The 24693-nt window shown below is 58.9% G+C and carries 24 protein-coding genes; 10 read left to right on the plus strand and 14 right to left on the minus strand.

The window, feature by feature from the left end:
• Nucleotides 1-140: 140 nt before the first annotated feature.
• From ABH912_RS02990 to ABH912_RS03015, 6 genes are all read left to right on the plus strand, one after another.
• Complete coding sequence (locus ABH912_RS02990) at nt 141-1571, plus strand: amino acid permease (protein ID WP_033060804.1); 1431 nt, start codon at nt 141-143, stop codon at nt 1569-1571.
• A 60-nt stretch (nt 1572-1631) separates the two neighbouring features.
• Nucleotides 1632-2522: a LysR substrate-binding domain-containing protein gene (locus ABH912_RS02995; RefSeq protein ID WP_033060806.1), complete on the plus strand. Its 891-nt coding sequence runs from the start codon at nt 1632-1634 to the stop codon at nt 2520-2522.
• A gap of 16 nt (nt 2523-2538) precedes the next feature.
• Nucleotides 2539-3918, plus strand: coding sequence for a threonine synthase (gene thrC, locus ABH912_RS03000; protein WP_429509577.1), 1380 nt, complete (start codon nt 2539-2541; stop codon nt 3916-3918).
• A gap of 22 nt (nt 3919-3940) precedes the next feature.
• The gene (locus tag ABH912_RS03005; RefSeq protein WP_046053060.1) at nt 3941-4378 is read left to right on the plus strand and encodes an Lrp/AsnC family transcriptional regulator; all 438 of its coding nucleotides are present in this window, start codon (nt 3941-3943) and stop codon (nt 4376-4378) included.
• 177 nt (nt 4379-4555) lie between these two features.
• The gene (locus tag ABH912_RS03010) at nt 4556-5599 is read left to right on the plus strand and encodes a homoserine dehydrogenase (RefSeq protein WP_429509578.1); all 1044 of its coding nucleotides are present in this window, start codon (nt 4556-4558) and stop codon (nt 5597-5599) included.
• A gap of 10 nt (nt 5600-5609) precedes the next feature.
• Nucleotides 5610-7022, plus strand: a complete 1413-nt coding sequence (locus ABH912_RS03015) for an aldehyde dehydrogenase family protein (protein ID WP_429509579.1) — start codon at nt 5610-5612, stop codon at nt 7020-7022.
• A gap of 108 nt (nt 7023-7130) precedes the next feature.
• On the opposite strand, the gene ABH912_RS03020 is transcribed toward ABH912_RS03015, so the two are convergent.
• From ABH912_RS03020 to ABH912_RS03075, 12 genes are all read right to left on the minus strand, one after another.
• Nucleotides 7131-7946 (minus strand): HpcH/HpaI aldolase/citrate lyase family protein, encoded by an 816-nt coding sequence (locus tag ABH912_RS03020; protein ID WP_429509580.1) that lies wholly within the window; start codon nt 7944-7946, stop codon nt 7131-7133.
• Entirely contained in the window at nt 7943-8785 is an 843-nt protein-coding gene (locus tag ABH912_RS03025) for an FAS1-like dehydratase domain-containing protein (protein WP_429509581.1), read from the minus strand. The genes ABH912_RS03020 and ABH912_RS03025 overlap by 4 nt, the downstream gene beginning before the upstream one ends.
• Nucleotides 8786-8810: 25 nt before the next feature.
• A complete protein-coding gene (locus ABH912_RS03030; RefSeq protein WP_429509582.1) occupies nt 8811-9767 on the minus strand; it encodes an electron transfer flavoprotein subunit alpha/FixB family protein in 957 nt (318 codons plus the stop codon).
• The gene (locus tag ABH912_RS03035; RefSeq protein WP_033061955.1) at nt 9768-10517 is read right to left on the minus strand and encodes an electron transfer flavoprotein subunit beta/FixA family protein; all 750 of its coding nucleotides are present in this window, start codon (nt 10515-10517) and stop codon (nt 9768-9770) included. It lies immediately after the preceding gene.
• Between the two features lie 63 nt (nt 10518-10580).
• Complete coding sequence (locus tag ABH912_RS03040; protein ID WP_429509583.1) at nt 10581-11783, minus strand: CaiB/BaiF CoA transferase family protein; 1203 nt, start codon at nt 11781-11783, stop codon at nt 10581-10583.
• Between the two features lie 19 nt (nt 11784-11802).
• Nucleotides 11803-12966 carry an acyl-CoA dehydrogenase family protein gene (locus ABH912_RS03045; protein WP_429509584.1) on the minus strand — a complete coding sequence of 388 codons (1164 nt, stop codon included), beginning with the start codon at nt 12964-12966 and terminating at the stop codon, nt 11803-11805.
• A gap of 66 nt (nt 12967-13032) precedes the next feature.
• A complete protein-coding gene (locus tag ABH912_RS03050) occupies nt 13033-13629 on the minus strand; it encodes a thiamine pyrophosphate-dependent enzyme (protein ID WP_008146637.1) in 597 nt (198 codons plus the stop codon).
• Nucleotides 13617-14156 carry a thiamine pyrophosphate-binding protein gene (locus ABH912_RS03055; RefSeq protein WP_003442221.1) on the minus strand — a complete coding sequence of 180 codons (540 nt, stop codon included), beginning with the start codon at nt 14154-14156 and terminating at the stop codon, nt 13617-13619. The genes ABH912_RS03050 and ABH912_RS03055 overlap by 13 nt, the downstream gene beginning before the upstream one ends.
• Before the next feature lie 172 nt (nt 14157-14328).
• A complete protein-coding gene (locus ABH912_RS03060; RefSeq protein ID WP_429509585.1) occupies nt 14329-15543 on the minus strand; it encodes a pyridoxal phosphate-dependent aminotransferase in 1215 nt (404 codons plus the stop codon).
• A complete protein-coding gene (locus tag ABH912_RS03065) occupies nt 15540-16178 on the minus strand; it encodes an RraA family protein (RefSeq protein ID WP_429509586.1) in 639 nt (212 codons plus the stop codon). Before ABH912_RS03065 ends, ABH912_RS03060 begins: the two co-directional genes overlap by 4 nt.
• Nucleotides 16178-16840: an RraA family protein gene (locus ABH912_RS03070; RefSeq protein ID WP_429509587.1), complete on the minus strand. Its 663-nt coding sequence runs from the start codon at nt 16838-16840 to the stop codon at nt 16178-16180. The genes ABH912_RS03065 and ABH912_RS03070 overlap by 1 nt, the downstream gene beginning before the upstream one ends.
• Complete coding sequence (locus ABH912_RS03075; RefSeq protein WP_429509588.1) at nt 16840-17505, minus strand: RraA family protein; 666 nt, start codon at nt 17503-17505, stop codon at nt 16840-16842. The genes ABH912_RS03070 and ABH912_RS03075 overlap by 1 nt, the downstream gene beginning before the upstream one ends.
• Before the next feature lie 105 nt (nt 17506-17610).
• Between ABH912_RS03075 and ABH912_RS03080 the strand changes: the two genes are divergently transcribed.
• A complete protein-coding gene (locus tag ABH912_RS03080; RefSeq protein WP_046053074.1) occupies nt 17611-18504 on the plus strand; it encodes a LysR family transcriptional regulator in 894 nt (297 codons plus the stop codon).
• Between the two features lie 136 nt (nt 18505-18640).
• On the plus strand, nt 18641-19456 hold the full coding sequence (locus ABH912_RS03085; RefSeq protein ID WP_429509589.1) for an alpha/beta fold hydrolase: 816 nt from the start codon (nt 18641-18643) through the stop codon (nt 19454-19456).
• A 44-nt stretch (nt 19457-19500) separates the two neighbouring features.
• On the opposite strand, the gene ABH912_RS03090 is transcribed toward ABH912_RS03085, so the two are convergent.
• Nucleotides 19501-20877 (minus strand): MFS family transporter, encoded by a 1377-nt coding sequence (locus ABH912_RS03090; protein ID WP_429509590.1) that lies wholly within the window; start codon nt 20875-20877, stop codon nt 19501-19503.
• A gap of 505 nt (nt 20878-21382) precedes the next feature.
• Here ABH912_RS03090 and ABH912_RS03095 point away from each other — a divergent pair.
• Together ABH912_RS03095 and ABH912_RS03100 are read left to right on the plus strand one after the other, a co-directional pair.
• Nucleotides 21383-22306 (plus strand): LysR family transcriptional regulator, encoded by a 924-nt coding sequence (locus tag ABH912_RS03095; protein ID WP_046053078.1) that lies wholly within the window; start codon nt 21383-21385, stop codon nt 22304-22306.
• 176 nt (nt 22307-22482) lie between these two features.
• Nucleotides 22483-23592 (plus strand): MFS transporter, encoded by a 1110-nt coding sequence (locus ABH912_RS03100; protein WP_429513021.1) that lies wholly within the window; start codon nt 22483-22485, stop codon nt 23590-23592.
• A 90-nt stretch (nt 23593-23682) separates the two neighbouring features.
• On the opposite strand, the gene ABH912_RS03105 is transcribed toward ABH912_RS03100, so the two are convergent.
• Nucleotides 23683-24561, minus strand: coding sequence for a LysR family transcriptional regulator (locus ABH912_RS03105; protein WP_429509591.1), 879 nt, complete (start codon nt 24559-24561; stop codon nt 23683-23685).
• Nucleotides 24562-24693 lie beyond the last annotated feature (132 nt).

Below are 24693 nucleotides of genomic sequence, written 5' to 3' on the forward strand. Positions count from 1 at the left end.
TTAGTACCTCACGACAAGGCCGTTAGTGAGGGGTTCATGAAGTGGAATAATAATAAAACTTAGTGGCGACCTTTTTTACTCTGCCCCGTAACTCATCGCAGACGTTAATGCGCGCCCTAACAACTTTCATGAGAACAACCATGTCCATAAAAGAAGAACAACTCACTACGCGTGCCGGTTTTAAACAGGAAATGCAGACGCGCCATATTGTCATGTTGGCATTGGGTGGCGTCATTGGTACCGGGCTGTTTCTCACGTCCGGGTACACCGTTAACCAGGCCGGTCCGTTGGGTGCGGTCATCGCTTACATCATCGGCGCACTCATGGTTTACATGGTCATGATGTGTTTGGGCGAATTGGCGGTGCAGATGCCGGAAACCGGTTCGTTCAGCACTTATGCCACGCGTTTTCTCGGACCCGGCACCGGCTATACCGTGGCGTGGCTGTATTGGCTGACCTGGACTGTGGCAATCGGCTCTGAATTCACCGCCGCCGGGATTTTGATGGCGCGTTGGTTTCCGGACACACCGGTATGGATTTGGAGCGCGCTGTTCGCAGGCTTGGTGTTTCTGACCAACGTGATATCGGTGCGCTTGTTTGCTGAGACCGAATTCTGGTTGTCATTGGTCAAAGTGGTGACCGTGGTGGTGTTTCTGCTAATCGGTGGTGGCGCGATTATCGGTCTGCTGCATATCGATCAGGCTCACAGTATCGGGCTGAGCAACTTCACTCGCGAGGGGCTTTTTCCTACCGGTTTCATGCCGATTGCCATGACGTTACTGGCGGTCTCCTTTGCGTTCTCCGGCACTGAACTGATCGGCATCGCCGCGGGTGAAACCAAGGACCCCCAGCGTAACGTGCCGCGCGCCATTCGCACTACAGTGCTACGCTTGGCAATCTTTTTCGTGGGGACCATTTTCGTCCTGGCGACCTTGTTGCCCCGTGAACAGGCCGGGCTCGTAGAGAGTCCATTCGTCACCGTGTTCACCTACATCGGGATTCCGTACTCCGCAGACATCATGAACTTCGTGATCATCAGCGCCTTGTTGTCGGCCGCCAACTCCGGTTTGTACGCTGCCTCACGGATGCTCTGGACCCTGAGTGACCAAGGTCACCTGCCCAAACAGTTCTCGGCCCTGACCCGCATGGGCACACCACTCAACGCCATTATCGTCAGCATGGCCGGTGGCGCCGCCTCGTTGCTCAGCAGTGTGTTTGCCGCCAACACCATCTATCTGGCGCTGGTGTCGATCTCCGGTTTGGCAGTAGTGGTGGTGTGGATGAGCATCGCCGCGAGCCAGATTGCTTTCCGCCGTCACTATGTGGCCAATGGCGGCGATGTCCGCGACCTTAAGTTCCGCGTCCGGGGGTATCCGTGGGTGCCGCTGGGAGCGCTGGTCTGCTGCAGCCTGGCGTGTGTCGGGATTGCTTTCGACCCTGAACAGCGGGTGGCTCTGTACTTCGGTTTGCCATTCATCGCCTGGTGCTATTTCGTGTATTACATTACCCGCAAAAGCCGCGAGCGACGCTTGTCGGTTACCCCCTTGGCACAACCGTCCGATGCGTTCTAGCGACCGTCGACGGGGGTGGGCAGTGTGCTCGGTGGAGGGGGTGTCAACGAGGTTCAGACCATGAAGCAAAAGACGTTACCCCCATTGAACTGGTTGCGGGCATTCGAGGTGTCCGCCCGTTGCCTGAACTTCACCCACGCTGCAGACGAACTGTTTTTGACCCAGGGTGCGGTAAGCCAGCAGATCCGCCAATTGGAAAGCCATCTAGGGGTGGCGCTGTTCAAGCGCTTGCCCCGTGGCTTGGGGCTGACCGAGGAAGGACAGGCCTATCTGCCGGTTGTGCAGGATGCAATCACTCGACTGGCGGTGGGGACCAACGAGATTTTTGGCCAGCACAAACGCCGGCCGATCAAGGTGCGCGGCAGCCTGGCGTTTTTTGTGCACTGGCTGGCGCCCAAACTGGTGGATTTTCGCCAGGCGCACCCACAGGTCGACATCCGCTACATCAGCAACATCTGGGTCAAGGAGCTGGACGGTGAGGACGACATGGAAATTCGCTGGGGCCATGGTCAATGGCCCGGCCTGGTGTCGCAGCGCCTGACTTGGGACACCTTGTTTCCGGTCTGCTCGCCAGCCCTGATGGCGAGCTCGCCGCTGACGGTGCCGGCGGACGTGGCGAACCACCCGTTGTTGCATGTCCTGGGTTACGAAGAGGGTTGGGGTTACTGGTTGAACATGGTCGGTGCGGACACCGTCGACTCGTCGACCGGCATGCAGTTCGACACACTGATTTCCACCTTGCGCATGGCCGAGTTGGGACAGGGGATTGCCCTGGCCCGGTCCTCGATGGTTGATGAAATGCTTGAGGACGGGCGACTGGTCGAACCCTTCGACCAGCGCATCGAAGCCAGCGAGTCGTTTTACCTCGTACGCGGTTCCGGTGCCGACCAGCACCCTGACGCGGTCAAGTTTTCCACCTGGCTGGTCGAGCAGGCACATCGTTTCAAATGAATGGCCGGAGCCAACCATGCACTATGTGAGTACCCGAAATTCGGCCGTGCAGGTCAATTTCGAAAAGGTCGTGTTGTCTGGAATTGCCGAGGACGGTGGGCTGTACGTACCGCTCGAACTGCCACTGTTTGAACCACAGGACATTGCCAACTGGTCGACCTTGCCCTATGACGAATTGGCCTATCGGGTGATCAGTCCGTTTGTGGGTGAGGCGATCCCTGAGGCTGACCTCAAACGTCTGCTGAAGGAGGCTGGTAGCGACTTCAGCCATCGTTCCCTGGCGCCTTTGCATCAGGTCGATCGTAACGAATGGGTGCTGGAGCTGTTCCATGGGCCAACCCGATCCTCGAAAGATTTTGCCGCCCAGTTGCAGGCACGGCTGGTGCAATACTTTCTGCGCAAACGCGGGCGTCGCGCGGTGGTGCTCGGTGCCACCAATGGCGATACCGGACTTGCCGCCATCGAGGCGTTCAAGCACTGCGACGAAACGGACGTGGTGGTGTTTTACCCGCAGGCCGGTGTACCGCAAGACCAGCTCCAGCATTTGCAAGCGGTGGCGCATCCCAAGGTTCATCAGTTCGCAGTCAATGGCAGCTTCGACGAGTGCCAGACCATCGTCACCCGGCTGTTCCGTCAGTGGCCGTGCATGCGGCACGAGGCGATCAGTTTCAACTCCAGCAACTGGGTCAGTGTGTTGGCGCAACTGGTGTTTTATTTCCACGCCGTGCTGCAACTGGGGGGCGGTCAGCGTCCGATCGGTTTCAGCGTGCCAGCCGCGAGTTTTGCCGAGGTCTATGCCGGATACATCGCGCAGAAAATGGGCTTGCCGATCACTCAGATAATCGTTGCAACCAACCAGAATGACGCGTTGCATCAGTTGTTTCTGAAGAACCACTACTCCAGGTTGCGAGCGAACAAGACCTTGTCGCCGGCCATGGACCTGTCGATCTTTTCTAACCTGGAACGTTTTCTCTGGGAGCTCTACGGGCATGACGATCAGGCCGTTAGCGCACTGATGGCAGCGTTCGAATCCAGCGGCGAGATGACCATCGCCAACGAGTTCTGGTTGCAGGCACGGATGATCATCGACTCTTACGCGGTCAGTGATGAGGAAACACTGAAGGAAATGACCTCGCTGTATCGTGACACCGGTTACGTCATCGACCCGCATACCGCCACCGGCGTCCTCGCGGCCAGGTTGTACCGCCGAAGCCTGGTGGCGCCGATGGTTACCCTGGGGGAAATCTCGCCAGCCAAATCGGCGGTGCTGCTTGGCGAGCTGGGGATCAGCACGCCGGCGCAACACAGCCCGGTCGCGAAGCACGGGCCGGCGCAGCTGTACCGGATTCAACCGGACGACCTCGACACCATCCATCAGCTGCTCGGCGCGCTGTAAAGGCGCGGTAACAGGAGGCCAAGTGAAGCGAATTCTGGACCCTCTCGATGAACGCATCATCGCGGAACTGCGGCTCAATGCCCGGGCTGCCCATGCCGAGCTGGCGGCGAAGGTCAACCTGTCGCGCAATGCCGTGCGCCAGCGCATTGAACGGCTTGAGCGCGACGGGGCAATACAGGGCTATACCGTACGCACGGGGGAGGGGCGACAAGCTTCTTCGAACATCAATGCGGTGATTTTCGTCTACCGCTACGACCGCATGCGCGGCGCGGAAGTGCTGCAGGCCCTGCGGGCAATACCGGAAGTCATTCAGTGCGATGTGATGAGTGGCGAGTTCGATCTGATGCTGCGGGTCGGCGCTGCCAGTCCGGAGCGGGTGCATAAAGTCTGGAATGAAATCTCCGCGTTGCCCGGGGTGGAAAACACCGTGACCTCATTCGTTCTGTCGTCCGTCGTCTAACCCCTTTGTCGTTCTTGAAAAAGCCAACCTGTGTTGGCTTTTTTTATGCCTGGCGTTTTGCCTGGGTGCTGGTCAAAACGCCCACAAAATAGAGCAAATTGGCCTATTTCACTGCCCTGGCCGCGCCCCTAACCTAGAACCCGACAACCCATCACCCGGATCAAGGGCATAAAAAAAATGACTGAATACAAACTGGCGCTGGTTGGCTTCGGCGGTGTGAACCGGGCATTGGCTCAGCTGATTGCCGAACGTAACGAAAACTGGAAAACCGAACTGGGTTTTACCCTGAAAATCGTTGGCGTGACCGACCTGTTTCTTGGTTCGGTGATTGGCCGCGAAGGGCTGGACGCCGCGTTGCTGGCCAGGCTGCCGGCCGTCAAAGGTGCATTGGCGCAGTTGCCGGGTGGTGCAGCAGAGGCCCTGAACGAAGCGGTGATCAAGGACTCCGGCGCAGACATCATCGTCGAAGCCACCTTCACCAATCCGGTGGATGGCGAGCCGGCCACCTCGTTCTGCCGTTGGGCGCTGGAACGCGGCAAACATGTAGTCACCACTAACAAGGGACCCATTGCCTTGCACGGCGCCGAGCTGAAAGCGCTGGCCCGACGCAATAACGTCGCCTTTGAATACGAAGGTTCGGTGATGAGTGGCACGCCGGTTATTCGCGTAGCCAAACAGTCGCTGGCAGGCAGTTCGATTGTCGGTTTCGAGGGGATTCTCAACGGCACGTCCAACTTCGTTCTGACCTGTATGGAAGGTGGATTGGGGTTTGCCGAAGCGGTCAGTAAAGCTCAGGAGTTGGGGTACGCCGAAGCCGATCCGACGGCGGATGTCGAGGGGCATGACGTGCGCCTCAAAGTAGTGATCCTGGCCAACGAACTGCTGGACGCCAAGCTGAAGGTCAGCGATGTCACTTGCAGCGGTATTTCCTCACTCGCTCTTGGCGACATTGAAAAAGCCCGGCAGGACGGGGCTCGCTGGAAGCTGATCGGTGCAGCCATGCGTCATGCCGACGGGGCGATCAGTGCGAGTGTCGAACCGCGTCTGTTGAAACACGATCATCCGCTGGCCGGTATTTCCGGCGCCACCAATGCCGTGTCGTTTACTTGCGAATTGCTCGGTGCGGTGACGGTTTCGGGGCCGGGGGCCGGGCGCATGGAAACAGCGTTTGCGTTGCTGTCGGACATCATCAGCATCCATCAGTCTGTTGCACACAACTAGGAGAATGCCTGTGAACCTTTCGCGTCTGGCCCTGGCTGTTGTGGAGCCGCAAATCGAAGTCTTTAACCCCTTTGACGGTAGCGTCATCGGGACCGTGGCGGATGTCTGTGCGTCGCAAGTGCCCCAGTTGCTGGAGACCGGGCGCAGCGGAGCACGAGCTTGCGCCGGGTTACCGCGTCATCGTCGGGCACGCATTCTCGAACAGGCCGCATTGAACATCGAGCGTGATGCCCAGGCGTTCGCCCGGTTGATCGTCGACGAAGCCGGCAAGACCCTCAAGCAGGCAGAAAAAGAAGTCAAACGCTGCGTCAACACCCTCAAGCTTTCTGCCGAGGAGGCCAAGCGTAATGCCGGGGAAGTGGTGCCTTTCGACGCCTATGAGGGCTCCGAGTCGCGCCAAGGCTGGTTTTCCCGCGAACCCTTGGGCCTGATTGTCGCGATCACCCCGTACAACGATCCGCTGAATCTGGTGGCGCACAAGCTCGGCCCCGCCATTGCCGGCGGCAACGCAGTGATTCTCAAACCGTCTGAGCTGGCGCCGTTGTCGGCCATCAAATTGGTGTCGTATCTGGTCATGGCCGGGTTGCCCGAATCGGTGGTCACGGTCGCGACCGGGGGCGCGGAACTGGGCAAGGCCTTAGTGGCCGCCCGTGAGGTGCGGATGATCTCTTTTACTGGCGGCTTCCTGACCGGGGAGCAGATTGCACGCACGGCCGGCCTGAAGAAACTCGCCATGGACCTGGGCGGGAATGCGCCGGTGATCGTCATGGGCGACTGCGACCTTGAGGCCGCCGTCGAGAGTTGCTTGTCAGGGGCCTTCTGGGCGGCGGGACAGAACTGCATAGGCACTCAGCGCTTGCTGATTCAGGCGCCGATCTATGAAGCGTTCCGTGAGCGTTTTGTCAGCCAGGCCAAGGCGCTTGTGAACGGCGACCCTATGCGTGCCGACACAGATATCGGTCCGATGATTACCCCGCAAGCCGCGCAGAATGCCGAGCAAGTAGTGAACGACGCGTTGCAAGAGGGCGCCACATTGCTCTGCGGCCATCGGCGCCAAGGCTCGTGCTACGCCGCTACGGTATTGGAAAACGTCGATCATTGCAGTCGGCTGTGGCGCACCGAAGTCTTCGCGCCGGTGGTGGTGTTGCAGCTTTTCGAAACGTTCGATGAGGCCATCGCATTGGCCAACGAGCCCGAATACAGCTTGCATGCGGGGATCTTCACCAATGACCTGGCAACGGCCATGAGCGCCGCACGAAGAATTGAAGCCGGTGGTGTGATGATCAACGACTCCTCCGACTACCGCTTCGATGCGATGCCGTTTGGCGGCTCCAAGTACGGCAGCCTGGGCCGGGAAGGGGTGCGCTTCGCCTATGAGGAAATGACCCAACCCAAGGTGGTGTGCCTGAACACGCTGGGTTAATCAATTCGAGGAACATCTAATCAGGTCGTTTTGCATTGGGAAGGTCTGGTCACCCGCCCAATGCATTTTTTTTCTGGCGATAGCTGCATTTATTGCCACGAGAACTGGCTAGTTCGCGTGCGACAAAATGGCTTGTGCACGACCAATGACCGGCGCATCGACCATTTGCCCATCCATTACGAATACACCTTCTCCCGAGCTTGCGGCATCCATGATGCGGTGCGCCCAGTGCAATTCTTCAGGGCTGGGTTTTAGCGCTTGATGGATGATTGCGACCTGGTTCGGATGGATGCACAACGCGCCACCAAACCCCATGTCGCGGGCAAATTGGACGGTATTGTGCAGGCCTGTGGTGTCCGCGATTGAGGGAAAAACACCGTCCAGCGCCGGGGCCAGGCCGGCCACCCGAGTGCTGAGCAATACGGCATAGCGGGCGTGGCTGAGGATTTCTTCGGCGGCAGGACTGCCGGTGGTCAGGTTCAAGTCCAGGCCCAGATCGAGGCTACCGAACGACAAGCGTTCAACGCCTTGGGCACTGGCAATCTCATTAAGCGCAGCCAAGCCCTTGGCGCTTTCGATGATTGGCCAGATGGGCTTTTCGGTGGCTGCAGCCGTGAGTACTTGCGCTGCGCTTTCGGCTTTGGGTAGCAAAATTCCGATCACGCCGGCATGGCGTCGGCAAAGTTCCAGATCCGCAGCGTGCGCCCAGTGATCCGGGGCATTCACCCGAACCAGAATCTGAGCCTGCGGGTTTTCACTCAAGAAGCGCTCAAGATTGTCCCTGGCCTGTTCCTTGAGGTTTTCTTGCACGGCATCTTCCAGGTCGACAATGACCCGGTCCGCGCCGGTGGCGATGGCTTTGGGGATGCGCTCCGGGCGAGTAGCCGGGACAAACAGGGCGGTACGAACAATCGATGGACTCATGGTGTTTCTCCCTCGCTGAATTCGATTTCACCGATCTGTGCGGTGCCGTCCTGATTGCCAGCCCAGACCTGCGCCTTGCCGCTATCGATCAAGCGTCCACCAACCTCGAAGGGTTGGGGTGAAATCAGCGGTCGGACGCCACGGAAGGTGAAGCGCTTCAAGCACGCGGTCGGGTGCGCGTTGGTAAAGGCGCGCAGGTTCAATGTGGCGATCAATGGACCATGCACCACCAGCCCCGGATAGCCTTCGGTCTCGGTGACGTAGGGCCAGTCATAGTGAATTCGATGGCCATTGAAGGTGACCGCGGAGTAGCGGAACAGCAGGGTCGGGGAAGGCTCGACCTGTTCCTGCCATTGGCCTTCAGGGAGTGCTTCTGTGCCGCTCAGTTTCGGTGGGGAGGGTTCGCGGTAGACGATGTCCTGTTCATCTTGCAGGGCGCGTTGGCCGTCCTGGAAATACTCATGGCGTACAGTGACAAACAACAAGGAACCCGTGCGCCCGTGCTTTTCTTCGACATTCAGGATCGTCGATACGCAGGACACGTCGGCCTCCACCTTCAACGGCTGGTAGAACTCAATTCGGCTGCCGGCCCACATGCGATTGCGGTTATGGGCAGGCGGCAGGAAACCGCCGAGCGCTGGGTGACCATCGGGGCCCAGTTCGCTGGCCGCAACCGGATCTTGAAAGAATGCCCAATGCCACAGCGGCGGCAGAGGTTCGCCAGGCTGCGGTGCTACTTCGCTCAATGTCGCGGCAATGCGTTTAACCAGGTTGAAGCTGATCCGGTCCTGGCTTTCCTGGCGACGTCCAATCCAGGCTGAAAGATCGATAGTGTTCATAAACTTGGCTCCTGTCGGTCGGTGATCAGGCCAGGGCGGCCATTTCGGGTATGGCTTCGAACAGGTCTGCCACCAGGCCGTAATCGGCCACCTGGAAGATCGGCGCTTCTTCGTCCTTGTTGATCGCGACGATCACTTTGGAGTCTTTCATGCCGGCCAGGTGCTGGATCGCGCCGGAGATACCGACGGCGATGTACAGCTGTGGCGCAACGATCTTGCCGGTCTGACCGACCTGCATGTCGTTGGGGACGAAACCGGCGTCGACCGCGGCGCGGGAAGCACCGACGGCAGCGCCCAGCTTGTCGGCCAGGGCGTACAGGTGTTTGAAGTTGTCGCCGTTCTGCATGCCGCGCCCGCCCGAAACAACGATCTTGGCAGCGGTCAGTTCCGGACGATCGGACTTGGCCAGTTCTTCGCCGACGAAGCTGGAAATACCCGCATCGTGAGCAGCGGCAACGGCTTCAACAGCCGCCGAACCACCTTCAGCAGAAACCGGGTCGAAACCGGTGGCACGCACGGTGATCACTTTGACCGCAGCGTTCGATTGAACGGTGGCGATGGCGTTACCGGCGTAGATCGGGCGCTTGAACGTGTCAGCGCTTTCGACCGAGATGATCTCGGAAATCTGGTCAACGTCCAGCTGAGCGGCAACGCGCGGCAGGATGTTTTTGCCGTTGGAAGTGGCGGAGGCCAGGACATGGCTGTAAATCGTTTGCTGCTCAATCACCAGGCTGGCGACTAAAGGGGCGACATTTTCGGGAAGCAGATTGGCGTATGCAGCGTTGTCGGCCACCAGCACTTTCGCCACGCCAGCGATTTTCGACGCGGCTTCAGCCACGGCACCCACGAATGTGCCAGCCACAAGCACGTGGATGTCACCACCGATTTTGGCGGCGGCAGCCACAGTGTTCAGCGTGGCCTGGGCCAGCACTTTGTTGTCCTGCTGGTCGGTTGAGTAGTCAGCAATAACCAGGATCGTCATTCAGATCACCTTCGCTTCGTTTTTCAGTTTCTCGACCAGTTCAGCCACCGACTTGACCTTGATACCCGCGCTGCGTGCAGCCGGCGCTTCGACTTTCACGGTCGAGTGGGTGGAGGCGGTGGAAACGCCCAAAGCGTGCGCAGTCACTACTTCGAGAGGCTTCTTCTTGGCTTTCATGATGTTCGGCAGGGACGCGTAGCGCGGCTCGTTCAAACGCAGGTCGGTGGTGACGATGGCCGGCAGTTTCAGGGAAACTGTCTGCGCGCCGCCGTCGACTTCGCGCGTCACGGCAACGCTGTCGCCACTGATGTCGACTTTGGACGCGAACGTGCCCTGACCGTAGCCACTCAATGCCGCGAGCATCTGGCCCGTCTGGTTGTTGTCGCTGTCGATGGCTTGTTTGCCAAGGATCACCAGCTGAGGCTGTTCCTTGTCGACAACAGCCTTGAGCAGCTTGGCAACGGCCAGCGACGTCAGGTCTTCAGCGGATTCGACGAGGATGGCGCGGTCGGCACCCAGCGCCAGCGCGGTGCGCAGTTGCTCTTGAGCGGTGGACGGGCCGATGGAGACGACGACGATTTCAGTCGCAACACCTTTCTCTTTCAGGCGTACGGCTTCTTCCACTGCGATTTCGCAGAACGGGTTCATCGACATCTTGACGTTGGCGAGGTCGACGCCGGAATTGTCCGCCTTGACGCGAACTTTCACGTTGTAGTCGACCACACGTTTCACAGCTACCAGGATTTTCATTGGGCAGTGTTCTCTCGAAAAACTTTGATCGTTGCAGGCAGGTTTTTTGTTTTCAGATCAAGGCTAAATCGCCCCGGCTGCGCGCATTTGTTCGATGCGGTCCGTTCCCAGCCCGAGTTCCCTGAGTACCTGTTCGGTGTGTTGACCAAGACCCGGGACGGCATCCATACGTGGCTCGAACGCGCTGTTGCTGCCGGGAGGTATCAAGCTGGGGACGGTACCGGCAGAGGTTTCCACTTCCCGCCAGCGACCACGGGCCTGAAGTTGCGGATGGTCCCAGACACCTTGCATATCGTTCACCCGAGCGTTAGCGATTTGCGCGTGGTCGAGGCGATCAATGACGGCATCGAAGTTGAGCGTGGAGAACGATTCAACGATCAGCTCGCGCAGCGCCTGACGGTTTTCCACGCGTTTGAAATTGGCCGAGAAGCGCTGGTCTTTCGCCAGTTCGGGTTTGAGCAGCACCTTGTCGCAAAACAACTGCCATTCACGCTCGTTCTGCAAACCCAGCATCACGGTGGTGCCGTCACCGATGGGGAAGGGGCCGTAGGGGTAAATGGTGGCGTGCGCGGCACCGGCCCGAGGTGGCGGAGGTGCACCGTCGTAGGCGTAGTACATCGGGTAGTTCATCCACTCGACCAGGCTTTCCAGCATCGACACATCGAGGTGGCTGCCTTCACCGGTGCGCCCACGCAACAGCAGCGCGGACAGGATGCCGGTGTAGGCATACATGCCAGCTGCAATGTCGGCGATCGAACAACCGGCCTTGGCCATTTCTTCTTCGCCCGAGCCACCGGTCACCGACAGAAATCCACCTTCGCTCTGGATCAACAGGTCGTAGGCTTTTTTCTTTTCATAGGGGCCACCGGCGCCATAGCCTGAAATGTCACACACAATGAGCTGCGGAAATCGCTGATGAAGCATCTCGAACGACAGGCCCATTCGCGCGGCAGCACCGGGTGCGAGGTTTTGCACGAGCACATCGGCGGTGGCCAGCAAACTGTCCAGCACCTCGGTGGCCGAATCCTGCTTCAAGTCGAGGGTCAGGCTTTCTTTCGAGCGGTTAGTCCAGACGAAGTGCGAGGCCAGGCCTTTGACGCGCTGGTCATAACCTCGAGCGAAATCACCTGTGCCCGGACGTTCGACCTTGATCACCCGGGCGCCCAGATCGGCCAGTTGTCGGGTGCAGAAAGGGGCAGCAATGGCATGTTCAAGGCTGACGACGGTAATGCCATCGAGAGGACGGATGCCGTTGGACTGGATCATGATCTTTTCTCTCTTGTTTTTAGAAAGAGCGCGGCAGTTCGAGCAGGTGTTCGGCGACGTACGACAGGATCAGGTTGGTGGAGATGGGCGCTACCTGGTACAGGCGGGTTTCGCGGAATTTGCGCTCGACGTCGTACTCGCAGGCGAAACCGAAACCGCCGTGGGTCTGCAAGCAGGCATTAGCCGCTTCCCAGGAGGCTTTCGCCGCCAGGTACTTGGCCATGTTGGCGCTGGCCCCGGCGTTGAGGCCGCTGTCGTATTCCTCGCAGGCACGCCAGCGCATCAGGTCGGCCGCTTCGATCTCGATGTGCGCTTCGGCGATGGGGAATTGCACGCCCTGGTTCTGCCCGATCGGGCGCCCAAACACCACGCGGTCGCGAGCGTAGGCACTGGCCTTTTCGATAAACCAACGACCGTCACCGATGCACTCGGCGGCGATCAGGGTGCGTTCGGCATTCAGTCCATCGAGGATGTAGCGGAAGCCTTTACCTTCCTCGCCAATCAGGCTGTCAGCGGGGATTTCCAGGTTGTCGAAGAACAACTCGTTGGTTTCGTGATTGACCATGTTGGCGATCGGCTGCACGGTCATGCCGTTGCCGATGGCTTCACGCAGATCGACGAGGAAGATCGACATGCCTTCGGACTTCTTCTTCACGTCGGCCAACGGCGTGGTCCGCGCCAGCAGGATCATCAGGTCGGAATGCTGAACGCGTGAGATCCACACCTTCTGCCCGTTGATCACGTACTTGTCACCTTTGCGCACGGCGGTTGTCTTTATCTTTGTGGTGTCGGTACCGGTGGTGGGCTCGGTGACGCCCATCGATTGCAGGCGCAATTCGCCGCTGGCCAGTTTCGGCAGGTAGTAGCTTTTCTGCGACTCGCTGCCGTGACGCAGCAGGGTGAACATGTTGTACATCTGCCCGTGAACGGTGCCGGAGTTGCCGCCGCAGCGGTTCACTTCCTCCAGGATCACCGAGGCCTCGGCCAGCCCAAGGCCGGAGCCGCCATATTCGACAGGAATCATCGCTGCCAGCCAACCTGCGTCAGTCAGCGCCTTGACGAAGGTTTCCGGAAAGCCTTTTTCTTCGTCGACTTTGCGCCAGTAAGCCGCATCGAATTCAGCGCACAGAGCACGTACGCCCTCGCGGATGGCATTGAGTTCTTCAGAGTTACGGTCAGTCATTATTATTCTCCTCAACGCGTCACGCACGGCATCAGCCCTGCGTGACCGGGTCCGGGCAAAGAGCAATCAGATCGGGTTGAAACCCAAGGCGGCACGAAAGCGATTCTTGACGTAGTGACCATCGCGCGGTGGCAGCACCCGTGGCGGGTTTTCTGCTTTGATCTTGATCGTCGCGAGCTTGACGCCATCGCGGGTCGCAAAGCGCTCGCGCAGGTCATGTACGCCTTCCATGTCGCGGATTTCATCGGTCCAGCTGAAGCCACAAGTCTTCGCCACCTGATCCAGGGAAATACCAAAACCGGCGTGGCTGACTTGCATGCCGGTTTCACCAAAGTGACCGTTATCCAGCACAGCGATGGTCAGGTTGGCGGGCTTTTGCAGTGCCACCGTGGCCAGCGCGCCGAAGCCCATGAGCAACTCGCCGTCACCGGTGACCACCACCACCGACTTGTCTGGCTGCGCATTCGCCAGGCCCAAACCCACAGTGATTGCGCTGCCCATGGCAGCCCACAGGTAATAATTCAGATCATTGTCACCGGCAGCCATGACGTCGTAGGACGCCGAACCGAGACCCGTCACGACCAGCACGTCTTTGCGGTCGGCCAGCAAGGCCTTGACCACTTCGCGGCGGCACAGGGTGTGGTTTGCGCTTACTTGACCCATTTCTTTTCTCCAATCAGGCGCTGACCGAGCAGCAGGGCAGTGGACGAATCACCGTTGAAGGCCATGGTCGCGGCACCGTGCAGCAGGGGGGCGACGTCTTCAGGGACGTCCGCGCGCCAGGTCATCACTTTCATCAGGTTCAGGGAGGCTTCGGTGGCCTGGCCCATCGGGTTCTGCCACGCGTTGAACTCGGCCCAGTCGCCGCGCATGGTGACCACCATCAGCAGGGGGAAGCCGGCACAGACTTGAAGTGCCAGGGTGTTGATGCAGTTGCCGACGCCACTGGACTGCATCAAGAGGGCGCCGCGCTCACCGCCCAGCCATGCGCCGGCTAGGTAGCCGATGCCTTCTTCTTCGGTGGTGAGGACCACCGCTTTGATGTCCGGGTCTGCATAGGACATACGGATCGCCGCCGAGTGGCCCGCATCCGGTACGAAGACCACGTGTTTGACGTCGTGGGCCTTGAGCACGCGGAATACGTCCTCCTGCCAATCCTGTCCCACGGTGTGTTCAGCTTCTGTTGACATGCCAATCTCCCAAGCAGTGCTGCTTTTGTGTTTTCACACATTCTGGGAGGGATGGAGGAGAAGGACGACTACCGTTTTTGTCTTTGAGATATGCCCATTTTGTATAGCTGGGAGGTGATTGCGTGGCCTGCCGGACAACGGCGATAGCCACGCATTATGGGAAGGGAAATGATTAACGCAGAGAGTTGCAGAATGTACGGATCGCCTCGCAAGCCCGGCGCAATGAAGCGTCATCCAGGGCATAGGCAATGCGAATGTAAGGGCCAAGGCCAAAAGCGCTGCCATGCACCACGGCCACATTCGCTTCGTCGAGCAGCGCATGCGCGACATCTTCGTCGGTGTGCAGTACTCGGCCACCCGGTGAGGTACGGCCAATCAATCCGGCACAGGAAGCGAACGCGTAGAACGCACCGGCCGGACTGATGCATTCAAGGCCTGGGGTGTCGTTCAGCAACGCCACCATCAAATCGCGACGACTCTGGAATGCAACGCGGCTTTCACGGATGAAATCCTTGGGACCTTCCAGTGCCGCGAGCGCAGCCTGTTGCGACACAGAGCTGGCGCCGGAGGTTTGCTGACCTTGCAGTTTTTCCATGGCGTCCAGCAACCAGCGTGGCCCTGTGGCAAAACCGATGCGCCAGCCGGTCATGGCATAGGCCTTGGACACCCCGTTCATGGTCAGGGTGCGCGGTGCCAGTCGTGGTTCAACCTGGGCCAGGGTGTAGAACACTTGATCGTCGAAGATCAGGTGTTCATAGATGTCATCGGCCAGAATCAGCACATGAGGATGAGCCAACAACACCTCAGCCAGGGCGTGCAGTTCTTCCCGGCTGTACACCGCGCCGGTCGGGTTGGACGGCGAATTGAGGATCAACCAGCGGGTCTGCGGAGTGATCGCCGCGGCCAGCGCCGAGGGCGTCAGCTTGAAACCGGTGTCGGCATCGCAGGTAACGATTCGGGCTTCACCACCGCACAGTTGAACCATCTCCGGGTAACTGACCCAGTACGGCGCCGGCACGATGACTTCGTCACCTTCATTGAGGGTTGCGGCCAGGGCGTTGTAGATCACCTGCTTGCCACCGTTGCAGACCAGGGTGTCTTGCCAGGTGACGTCCAGGCCGTTCTCGCGGCGGAACTTGGCGGCCACCGCTTCTCGCAGTGAACGTACCCCGGCGATCTGGGTGTAGCGGGTGTGCCCGTGTTCAATGGCGTGAATGGCCGCTTCGCGCACATGCTTGGGCGTATCGAAATCTGGCTCGCCGGCGCACAGCGAAATAATCTTCGCACCTTGCGACCGGCGCTCTGCTACCCGGTCCATGATTCGGTAAGTCGCGGAAGGCTGGGCACCGGCCAGACGCTGATTCAGCCGCTGGATATCGGCGCTCATGCGCGGGTTCTCCATTCAGTCAGGTTCATCAGTTCCAGGGTCGAGCGGCCTTCGGTCAACGCCTGCATCATCTGCGCTTCCTTGCTCGCGCGCGCCTCGCCTTCGGCCAGGGTGCGTGCCGCATCCGCCTTGGGAATGATGATCACACCGTCATCGTCGGCCACCACCCAGTCACCCTGTGCCACGAAGGCCCCGTTGAAATTGAACGGTTGCCCCACTGAAGGCGCACTGGCCTTGACCGTGCCTTTCACCGAGATGCCGCGAGCAAACACCGGGAATTGGCGTTTCTTCAGCGCAGCGATGTCGCGCACGCCACCATCGATCACCAGTCCGACCACGCCAGCCGCTTCCGCCGCCACAGTGAGCACTTCGCCCCAGTAACCGGCGATGAAGCCACCCGTACCCACGACCAGCACGCTGCCACGGGGTACACGTTCCATCGCCAGGTGCAGGGCGAGGTTGTCGCCCGGCGAACATTCCAGCGGGTAGGCGGGGGCGGAGATGAAGGCGCCGTCCCAGATCGGGCGGATGGCACTGTCGACCGCGCAAGGCAGATGGGACGCTTCATACAGCGTCGAGCTGCCCAGCACTTTTGCCCGTGCATGAAAATCCAGGGGGAGGGGGAGCATGGTCATCAGACTTTCCTCTGCAGGCTGTGGTAACCCAGTGCGGCCCGGGCTTCTTTAAGGGTTTTGCCTTGGCTGATCAGGGCGCGAATGTCGGCTTCGATCGATTCGATCTGGCGGGCACATGCCGCCACTTCAGCTGCACGGGCGCGGGGGACGATCACCACGCCGTTGGCGTCAGCCACCACGATGTCGCGGGCACACACTCGGGCCGTACCGATGGATACCGGCTGGTTGACCGACTGAACCTGTACGCGATCTTTGCCGGTGCGCATGAAGCGGCCTTTACTGAAAATCGGGTAGCCATCGCCCAGTGCTTTGTTCACGTCACGGCAAACGCCGTCGATGACCGTGGCAGCGATCTGCCGAGTACCGGCGTACTGGGTCATGATGTCGCCCCAAACCGTGCAGTCGGTGCGGCCGCCGTTGTCGATGACCACCACATCGCCAGGTGCCACGTCTTCGATGAAATCGCCCACGGTGCCGGGAGGGACGCTGGCCGAGGCGTACTGCACGGTGAACGCCGGGCCGACGATGACCTTGCTGTAGTTGTCCAGTGGCGCCACGCCCAGGCATTGGCCGGGCAGGCCGAGTTTGTCTAGCGCATCGGAAACGCCCGGGGTGTCCAGGCCTTCAAACAAGGCGACCAGTTCTTTGTCTTCGATGTTCATCAGGCGTGCTCCACGTGGATCGCTTCGAATTGGGTGTCATGCATCACCTCGGCGACCGAGCGGCCGCTACGAACAGCCTCGACCATGCCCTCCTGGCGGCGGGTGATGCGCTCGCCAAGGTCGAGCACTTTCTCGATATAGGCTGAGGGCACGAACACAGTTCCGCAGGTATCGGCAATGACATAGTCGTTCTCGCTGACGTCGACGCCGGCCACGTTGATGGTTACGGCGGCATCGATCTGCACCACCCGATTACGGGCACTGATCATGGTCACGCCGCGGCCATAGACCGGGTAGCCAATCGACTCGCTGCCGTCGATGTCGCGGCTGAAACCGTCGATGACCGTGCCGCGCACTTTCTTGCTGGTCGCTGCATTGGCGAGGATATCGCCCCAGCAGGAGATGCCTTCGATTCCACCGGCGATCACCAGCACACGATCATCGCTGTCGATCTGTTCCACCACGGGGGTAATCAGGTGCACAGTGGGGACGTTGTCGGATTTAGGAGCCAGCAGCACGGTGCTGGCGCGGCCGACAATCTTTGGGCAGTTCCACAACGGGCGCAGCCCAACGGTGGCACCCGGCAAGCCGAGGAAGTCGAGCGCATCGGAAACCGTGTTGGTATCCAGCGCCGCCAAGCGATCCAGCAAACTCTTATTGATCATGGGAAAGCCCCAGTGGTGACGGAGGCGCCCAGTGTCAGCGAGACAATTTGATAGGTATATTACTAATCACAGATGCGTTAGATACGTTAAACCTATGGATTAATCATGATCAATTTCCGACTGATTCGTCATCTCTGGTTGTTCCTGGCGGTGGCCGAAGAACAGAATTTCGGCCGAGCGGCGAAGCGGTTGGGCATGTCCCAGCCACCGCTGAGCGAGCAGATCCAGGTGCTGGAGCAGGCGCTCAAGGTCAAGCTGTTTGATCGCTCGCGCCGCGGTGCGAAGCTGACCCCGGTGGGGGCGGCGATTCTGCCGGCCGTGCGCAAGTTCGCCGACCAATTGGAGCGCCTGGAACTCGCCGTGGAGGAGGCGGTGGCGGGGCAGTCGGGGATGTTGACCATCGGCGCGATTTCCACGGCCATGTTTGATGTCTTGCCCGGTTTGATCGAGCAACTGAAGAGCGATTATCCGCACCTCACCGTGTCCGTGCGGGAGATCGACAGCGTCGAAGCCGTGCCGGCGCTGGAAGCCGGCGACATCGACCTGGCCTTCGCCCGGTTGGACGGTGATCTGGGGGCGTCGATCAAATCACTGCCGCTGACTCAGGACCGCCTGGTGGTGGCCCTGCCCAGCGATCACCCCTTGGCTGCACGCACGCGAATCAGCCTGTCCAGCCTGGCTACTGAACCCTTGGTGATGTTTTCCCGAAAGGTCAGCCCGGTCTACTTCGACAATCTGATCGCGACCTGCCGCGCCAGCGGTTTTTCCCCGCGCGTGCTGCATGAAGTGCGCTCGGTCGCGTCGCAAATTGCATTTGTCAGCTGCGGCCAGGGCATCGCACTGGTACCGGCGTCGCTGAAAAAACTGGCGCCCGACAACGTGGTGTTTCGAGCGCTGAGCCAGAAGCTCAATGTCGTGACAACAGCGCTGGCCTGGAATGCAGATCGGCCCAATCCGCTGGTGGAAGAGCTGGTCACCCGACTCCAGTCCCGGGCGTGAACAGCAATGATAGGTTTGGCATATGAAAACCTTCCCGTATTAGGAATTTACAGAAGGCTCGATTCCCTTGAAATTGCGAGCCTGGCTGCCGGCAACCCAGGTTCGGCGCTACCTTTTCGTTCAAGGAGTCAACAACGTGCCTTCTCCAGAAACGTTCAATCATGTGCAACTCCCTCTGACGGTGGAGGGTGTCCAACTGAACGTGGCCGCCATCCATCGCGACGGCGACCTTGCGCCGATCGTGTTCCTGCATGGCTTTGGTTCGACCAAGGAGGACTATGCCGACATCGTGCAGCAGTGCGCATTCGCCGGTCACCCTTTCGTGGCTTACGACGCACCGGGTTGCGGCGACAGCCAGTGCAGTGATCTTTCCAGGATTTCCATTCCCTTTCTGCTGCAGACTGCGTTGCAGGTGCTCGAGCATTTTGGCATCGAGCGCTTCCATCTGGTCGGCCACTCCATGGGCGGTCTGACCGCATTGATGCTGGCGCATCAGTTCCCGGATCGGGTGCTGAGCTTCGTCGATATCGAGGGCAATATCGCCCCGGAAGACTGCTTCCTCAGCCGGCAGATCATTGATTACCCGAGCAACGATCCCGAGGTCTTTTTCGCGGCCTTCATCGAACGTGCCCGACACGCTCCGGCGTATGCCAGTGCGCTGTATTCCGCGAGCTTGCGGCACAAAGTGCGTGCCGGTGCGGTGCGAGGGATTTTCCAGTCGATGGTCGATCTTTCCGATAATGCCGATCTGATGAGCAAATTCCTCGGCTTGAAATGCCCGCGGATGTTCATGTACGGCGAACAAAACGCGTCACTGTCCTATCTGCCGCATATCCAGGCCGAAGGTGTCCGGCTGGCCCCCATTCCTGATTGCGGGCATTTCCCGATGTATTCCAACCCCATCGCGATGTGGCAACAGATCGCCGATTTCCAGGCAAGTACTGCGCAGTAATGCAAAAAGGGCCCATCGGGCCCTTTTTCGTGTCGCTGTAATGGTCAGACCCTGGCAGCGCTCGACTTCCAACAACCTTTGAGCCCGGTGCGCTCTTCGACCTCACCGGAACCGCTGATGTACCCGTATCGGGACAGATTTGGCATCAACATCGCGGCGATGAACGTGATGGTCACGACGGCCGCGACATAGAAGAAGAAATACTCCTCAATGCCTTGGGACCGAAGCGACAAGGCGACGTATTCGGCGGTACCGCCGAATGCCGCATTGCCAACGGCATACGGAAAGCCCACGCCCAATGCGCGTACCGCAGGCGGGAACAGTTCCGCTTTGACGATCCCGGCAATCGGCGTGTAGAGCGACGCAATGGCCAGGCCACCAAATACCAACAGGAACGCTGTAAACGGGCTGCTGACCGATTGCAGTGAATAGAGCAGGGGAATCACCAGCACCATGGCCAACCCGGAAAACATCAGCATGTGCGCCTTGATCCCGATACGGTCCGCCAGCAAGCCAAACAGTGGCTGGCAGAACATGAAGCCGACCAGGGCCGCGGTCATGATGAAACTGACCGTTTCCGGGCTGAAACCGGCGGAGATCACCAGGAACTTCTGCATATAGGTGGTGAAGGTGTAGAAGTACAAAGAACCACCGATGGTGAACGCTACCACCAGCGCGACCGCCCGTTTGTGCTTGAACATGCCGCGCAGCGAGCCGGCATCTTTGCGATTCATGTCTTTCTTGGTGGCGGTCTCATGCATGGCGCGGCGCAGATACACCACCACGATTGAGCTTAGCGCGCCGATGAAGAACGGAATCCTCCAGCCCCATTCGCGCAATTCTTCGCCGGTGAGGGTTTGCTGGAGAATGACCACCGTCATCAATGCCATGAGCTGGCCGGCGATGATGGTGAAGTACTGAAAGGAGCCATAAAAACAGCGGCGCCCAGGTGTCGCAATTTCACTGATGTAGGTGGCGCCGGTGCCGTACTCCGCGCCGACAGACAGCCCCTGAATCAACCGGGCGACGACAAGCAAAACCGGCGCCGCCACACCAATGGTGTCGTAAGTCGGCATGACAGCGATCAGCAAGGAGCCGGCGCACATCATGAACACCGAGATAATCATCGAGACCTTACGGCCGCGAGTATCGGCAATCCAGCCGAAAATCCAGCCGCCGAGAGGGCGCATGAAAAAGCCGACAGCGAAGACGCCGGCGGTTGCGAGCAACTGGCTGGTGGTATCGCCTTTGGGGAAAAACGAAGCCGCAAAGTAGATGGCGGTATAGGCATAAATGAAAAAGTCGTACCACTCCACCAGATTGCCCGAGCAGGCACCCATGATGGCTCTGACGCGATTCGGACTTTTCATCTGATCGGACTTTTCAGTGTGGAGTGTTGAGTCGCTGGTAGATGCAGACATTCTGTTCACCCTTTTTTCAAGGCGAGACGATACGAGGCGCACGCTGATGCGTGTCCGACGTTGCTAGCTCGATGGGTTGATGGGCTTAACGCAGTTGTTGTGACCTTTTGACGACCAAGGCACATGAAGAGGGGGGATGTATAGGAGAGGTCAGCTGTTCGCTGACTGTGTAAGGGGGGGCGGTCAGGTAACGAGAAAGGTAGTCAATCATGGCGCAAGCCCTCGAATCTTATTCTTGTAGTCAGTCGATCGCTCTTGACGTCGACGTTGATTGCACGCTACCGCAGAGTGAGGAGGGTAATAAGCCGTCAGCCAGGCCTAACTGATATACCGAAATTTTATAGCTTGCCTTGCAACCCCGGCGGGCTGGGGGATACAGCCGACTCGAAAGCCGCTAAGCCCCATGCGACGCGGGCCCTGTGGCATTCCAAGGAACGCTATTGCGTTTACACTCACACTACTTTCGACGCACTTCGCGCCGAGCCCGACTTTGACTGGCCTGGTAATGGATGTCGTTCAACTCAAAACCCTGATTCATGTGGCCGAGCTGGGCAGTCTCAGCAAGGCCTCAGATCGGCTTCACATCGCACAACCGGCACTTAGCCGGCAAATTCGATTGTTGGAAAAGGAACTCGGCACCTACCTGTTTGATCGGCATGGGCGAGGCATGGAGATTACCGATGCCGGCCGCGAAGTGCTGGCGCATGCCACCCGAATCATGGAAGAAATGGAGTCCATTCGAAGTTCGGTGGTGGGCGGGAAGACTTCATTTCGGGGAACGGTCGTCATCGGTACGACGCCGACGGTAGCGGAAATTGTCACCGTTCCTCTGGTCCGCAAAATCAAAGAGGCGCATCCGAATCTCGCCGTCAGGTTTTCCTCGGCGTTCAGCGGTTATTTGCTGGATTGGGTACAGCGTGGCGAACTGGAGCTGGCGATTTCTTACGATCCCCAACCCCTGCATACGCTGCGTATCGTGCCAGTGATGATGGAAAACTTGCTGCTGGTCGGCCCCGCCAGCGCCAACCTGCGTCTTGATACGCCGGTGTCATTCGCGTCTTTGGCTGAGCAGCCATTGGTGTTGCCAAGCGCTCGACATAGCCTTCGCGTGATTCTGGATGATTGTGCGCGTGAAGTCGGGATCAAGCTCAAGACCAGTGTCGAAGCGGATTCGTTTGGCGCGATGATTGCCTTGGTCTGCAATGGCTTCGGTTTAACCGCTCTGCCTTTGGCATCTATTTACACGCAAATCGAATCTGGCGTGCTCAGTGCGGCACCCTTGGTCGACCCCATTCCGATGCGCAAATTGGTTCAGGTCTTTCCTGCAGACAGAAGGGTCAGTCCGGCTGCCAAGTTCGTCGGGGATGCCTTTATTGAAATTGCTGCCGACCTGGTCAATCGCAAGATTTGGGCTGGGCACATGCTTTGAGCCAACGGCCAAAGCCCCTGCGTGGGAAAGCCCTCCATTCTTGACCCAACCTAAAGCGACTGCTTACCCGTAGTTGCGCCGCTACCCACGACTTCCGTTCTTTTCTCACCACTGATGACACTGCTTTGAACCATCAAACGCGACTGCCTGGCGTATTCGGCATTTTTATATTGGGGATGCTGCAAGTTCTGGTCTGGGGAGGTTCGTTCTTCCTCATGGCCGTCATGGCCGATCCGATCATGAGAGAGACCGGTTGGGCCAGCCAATGGGTGTATGGCGCGCTGTCGCTGAGCATTCTGGTTTCCGCGATGCTGGCGCCATTGACCAGCCGGCTTATCGCCCGCTACGGCGGCCGCCCCATCCTGGCCAGTAGCGGCCTGGGCGTCGCCATCGGGTTGTTTCTGATGGCCAGTTCGACCTCGTTACCGATGTTTCTTTTGTCCTGGGCAGTGATTGGCATCGGTATGGCGCTGGGGCTCTATGAAGCGCTATTCGCCACTTTAGGTTCTCTATACGGGGAGCGGGCGGGCGGTGTGATTACCGGCATCACCCTTATTTCCGGGTTTGCGACAACGCTGTCATGGCCTGCGGTTGCACTGGTCATCGAGCACGTTGGCTGGCGCACGACGTGCGTGGCTTATGGGGTGTTACTGGTCGTTGCCGTGGCACCGCTTTATCTCTGGGTGCTGGCGCAGGGTGCGGGGCCACTCGCAAAAAGCCATGCACTGAGTGATGAAAACCTCTCAATCGATCGGCGGATCTACCTGCTGCTCACGCTGATTTTTGCGCTGGGTGCGGTGATCATGACGGCGATGTCTGTCCAGCTGATTTCATTGTTGCAGGGGCAGGGCTACTCACTTGCAGCCGCCATCGGACTGAGCGCCTTGCTCGGTCCGAGTCAGGTAGGTTCACGTGTCCTGCAAGTGTTTTCGCGAAAGCGACACCCGATCTGGACGACATTGATCTCCGTGGTATTTGTGGCGATTGGTCTGTTGCTGGTGACCATAGCGCCGGCAATGACCGCGGTGGGTCTGGTGATCTACGGCGCGGGTAATGGTTTGCGGGCGATCGTTCGAGGACTACTGCCACTGGCCCTTATGTCGCCCACCCATTATGTGTTGCTGATGGGGCGCATGGCTCGGCCTTCGCTCATTGGACAAGCCTTGACCCCGCTTGCTGGCGGCTACCTGTTGCAGACGTGGGGCGCTGGCGGTGTGCTTGCGGGCTTGAGTTCGTTGGCCGTGTTGAATGTGCTGTTGGTGTTATTGCTCATTCGGTGGGTATGAAAAAACTGATCTCTTCACGACAATTTTTTAGCTCTTCACAATGGCCGCTTTCGAAAGCAGTCGGCTTCCATACCGGCGGAGAGTGTGTAGTTAACTGACTGCACAATTTACAAAGTTCTGCAGGAAAATCGAGTTGTCACTGCGACGCCAGGCGAGTGTAAGTCGGGCGATGGGGGATACATCATTTATCTCTTTGAAAACCACCCCTGCGGCATGCACTTGCTGCATCGAAGCCGGTACAAGCGAAACCCCCAGTTCTGCCGCTACCAAATGCACGACAGAGGCCAGTTGTGGAGCGCTTTGTCCCAGAATCGGGTCAAAACCAGCATCGTGGCAAGCAGCGATAACGGTGTCGAATAAGGTGGGTCCTACTTCTCTTGGATAGAGAATGAAGGGGTCCTGGCTGAGATCTTTCAAGCTCAATTTTTTCTGGCGTGCAGCTACATGATCTTTTGGTAGAACCGCGAGCAACGGTTCCTCCGAGAGAGTTCGCATTGTCAAATGATCAGCTTCAGCTATCCCTGGGCGAATAAAGACCGCGTCCAGGTCACCTTCCTTAAGGCCAGCCATCAGTCGAATGGTATTGCTTTCCTCCAGGGTCAAATCAACGTCCGGGTATGCCCGCCGAAAATTGCGAATCGCCGCAGCCACGACCGGATTGAAACTTGCGGAGGCAGTGAAACCTATGCGCAGTGCCCCTAACTCGCCCCGAGCGGCTCGTTGAGCCGCATGCGTTGCTCGTTCTACCTGTGCTGGTATGTTTCGAACCAAGTCATGGAACGCCTGCCCAGCCGCAGTCAATTCTGCGCCTTGCGGAATTCGGTGAAACAACCGGGTGCCCACCTCACGCTCCAGGTCGCGGATCTGCAAGCTCAATGGCGGTTGTCCGATGCCGACTTTCTGAGCAGCACGGGTAAAACTCTGCTCTTGAGCGACGGCTAGAAAGTAGCGGATGTGGCGCAGCTCCATAGATGTTAGTTCCGCAGGTATTTGTAAAACATATGAAGATCGATAGCTCCATACAATAGTCCATTGAGGTATGTCTCGCTATGGTGGTATCCGTCGGCAAGGACCACAGCATGCCTTGCGGCAGGTTCATCA

Origin of the sequence: Pseudomonas sp. BT76 TE3572 (genome assembly GCF_050435365.1) — a bacterium.
GTDB classification, from domain to species: Bacteria; Pseudomonadota; Gammaproteobacteria; order Pseudomonadales; family Pseudomonadaceae; genus Aquipseudomonas; species Aquipseudomonas fluorescens_W.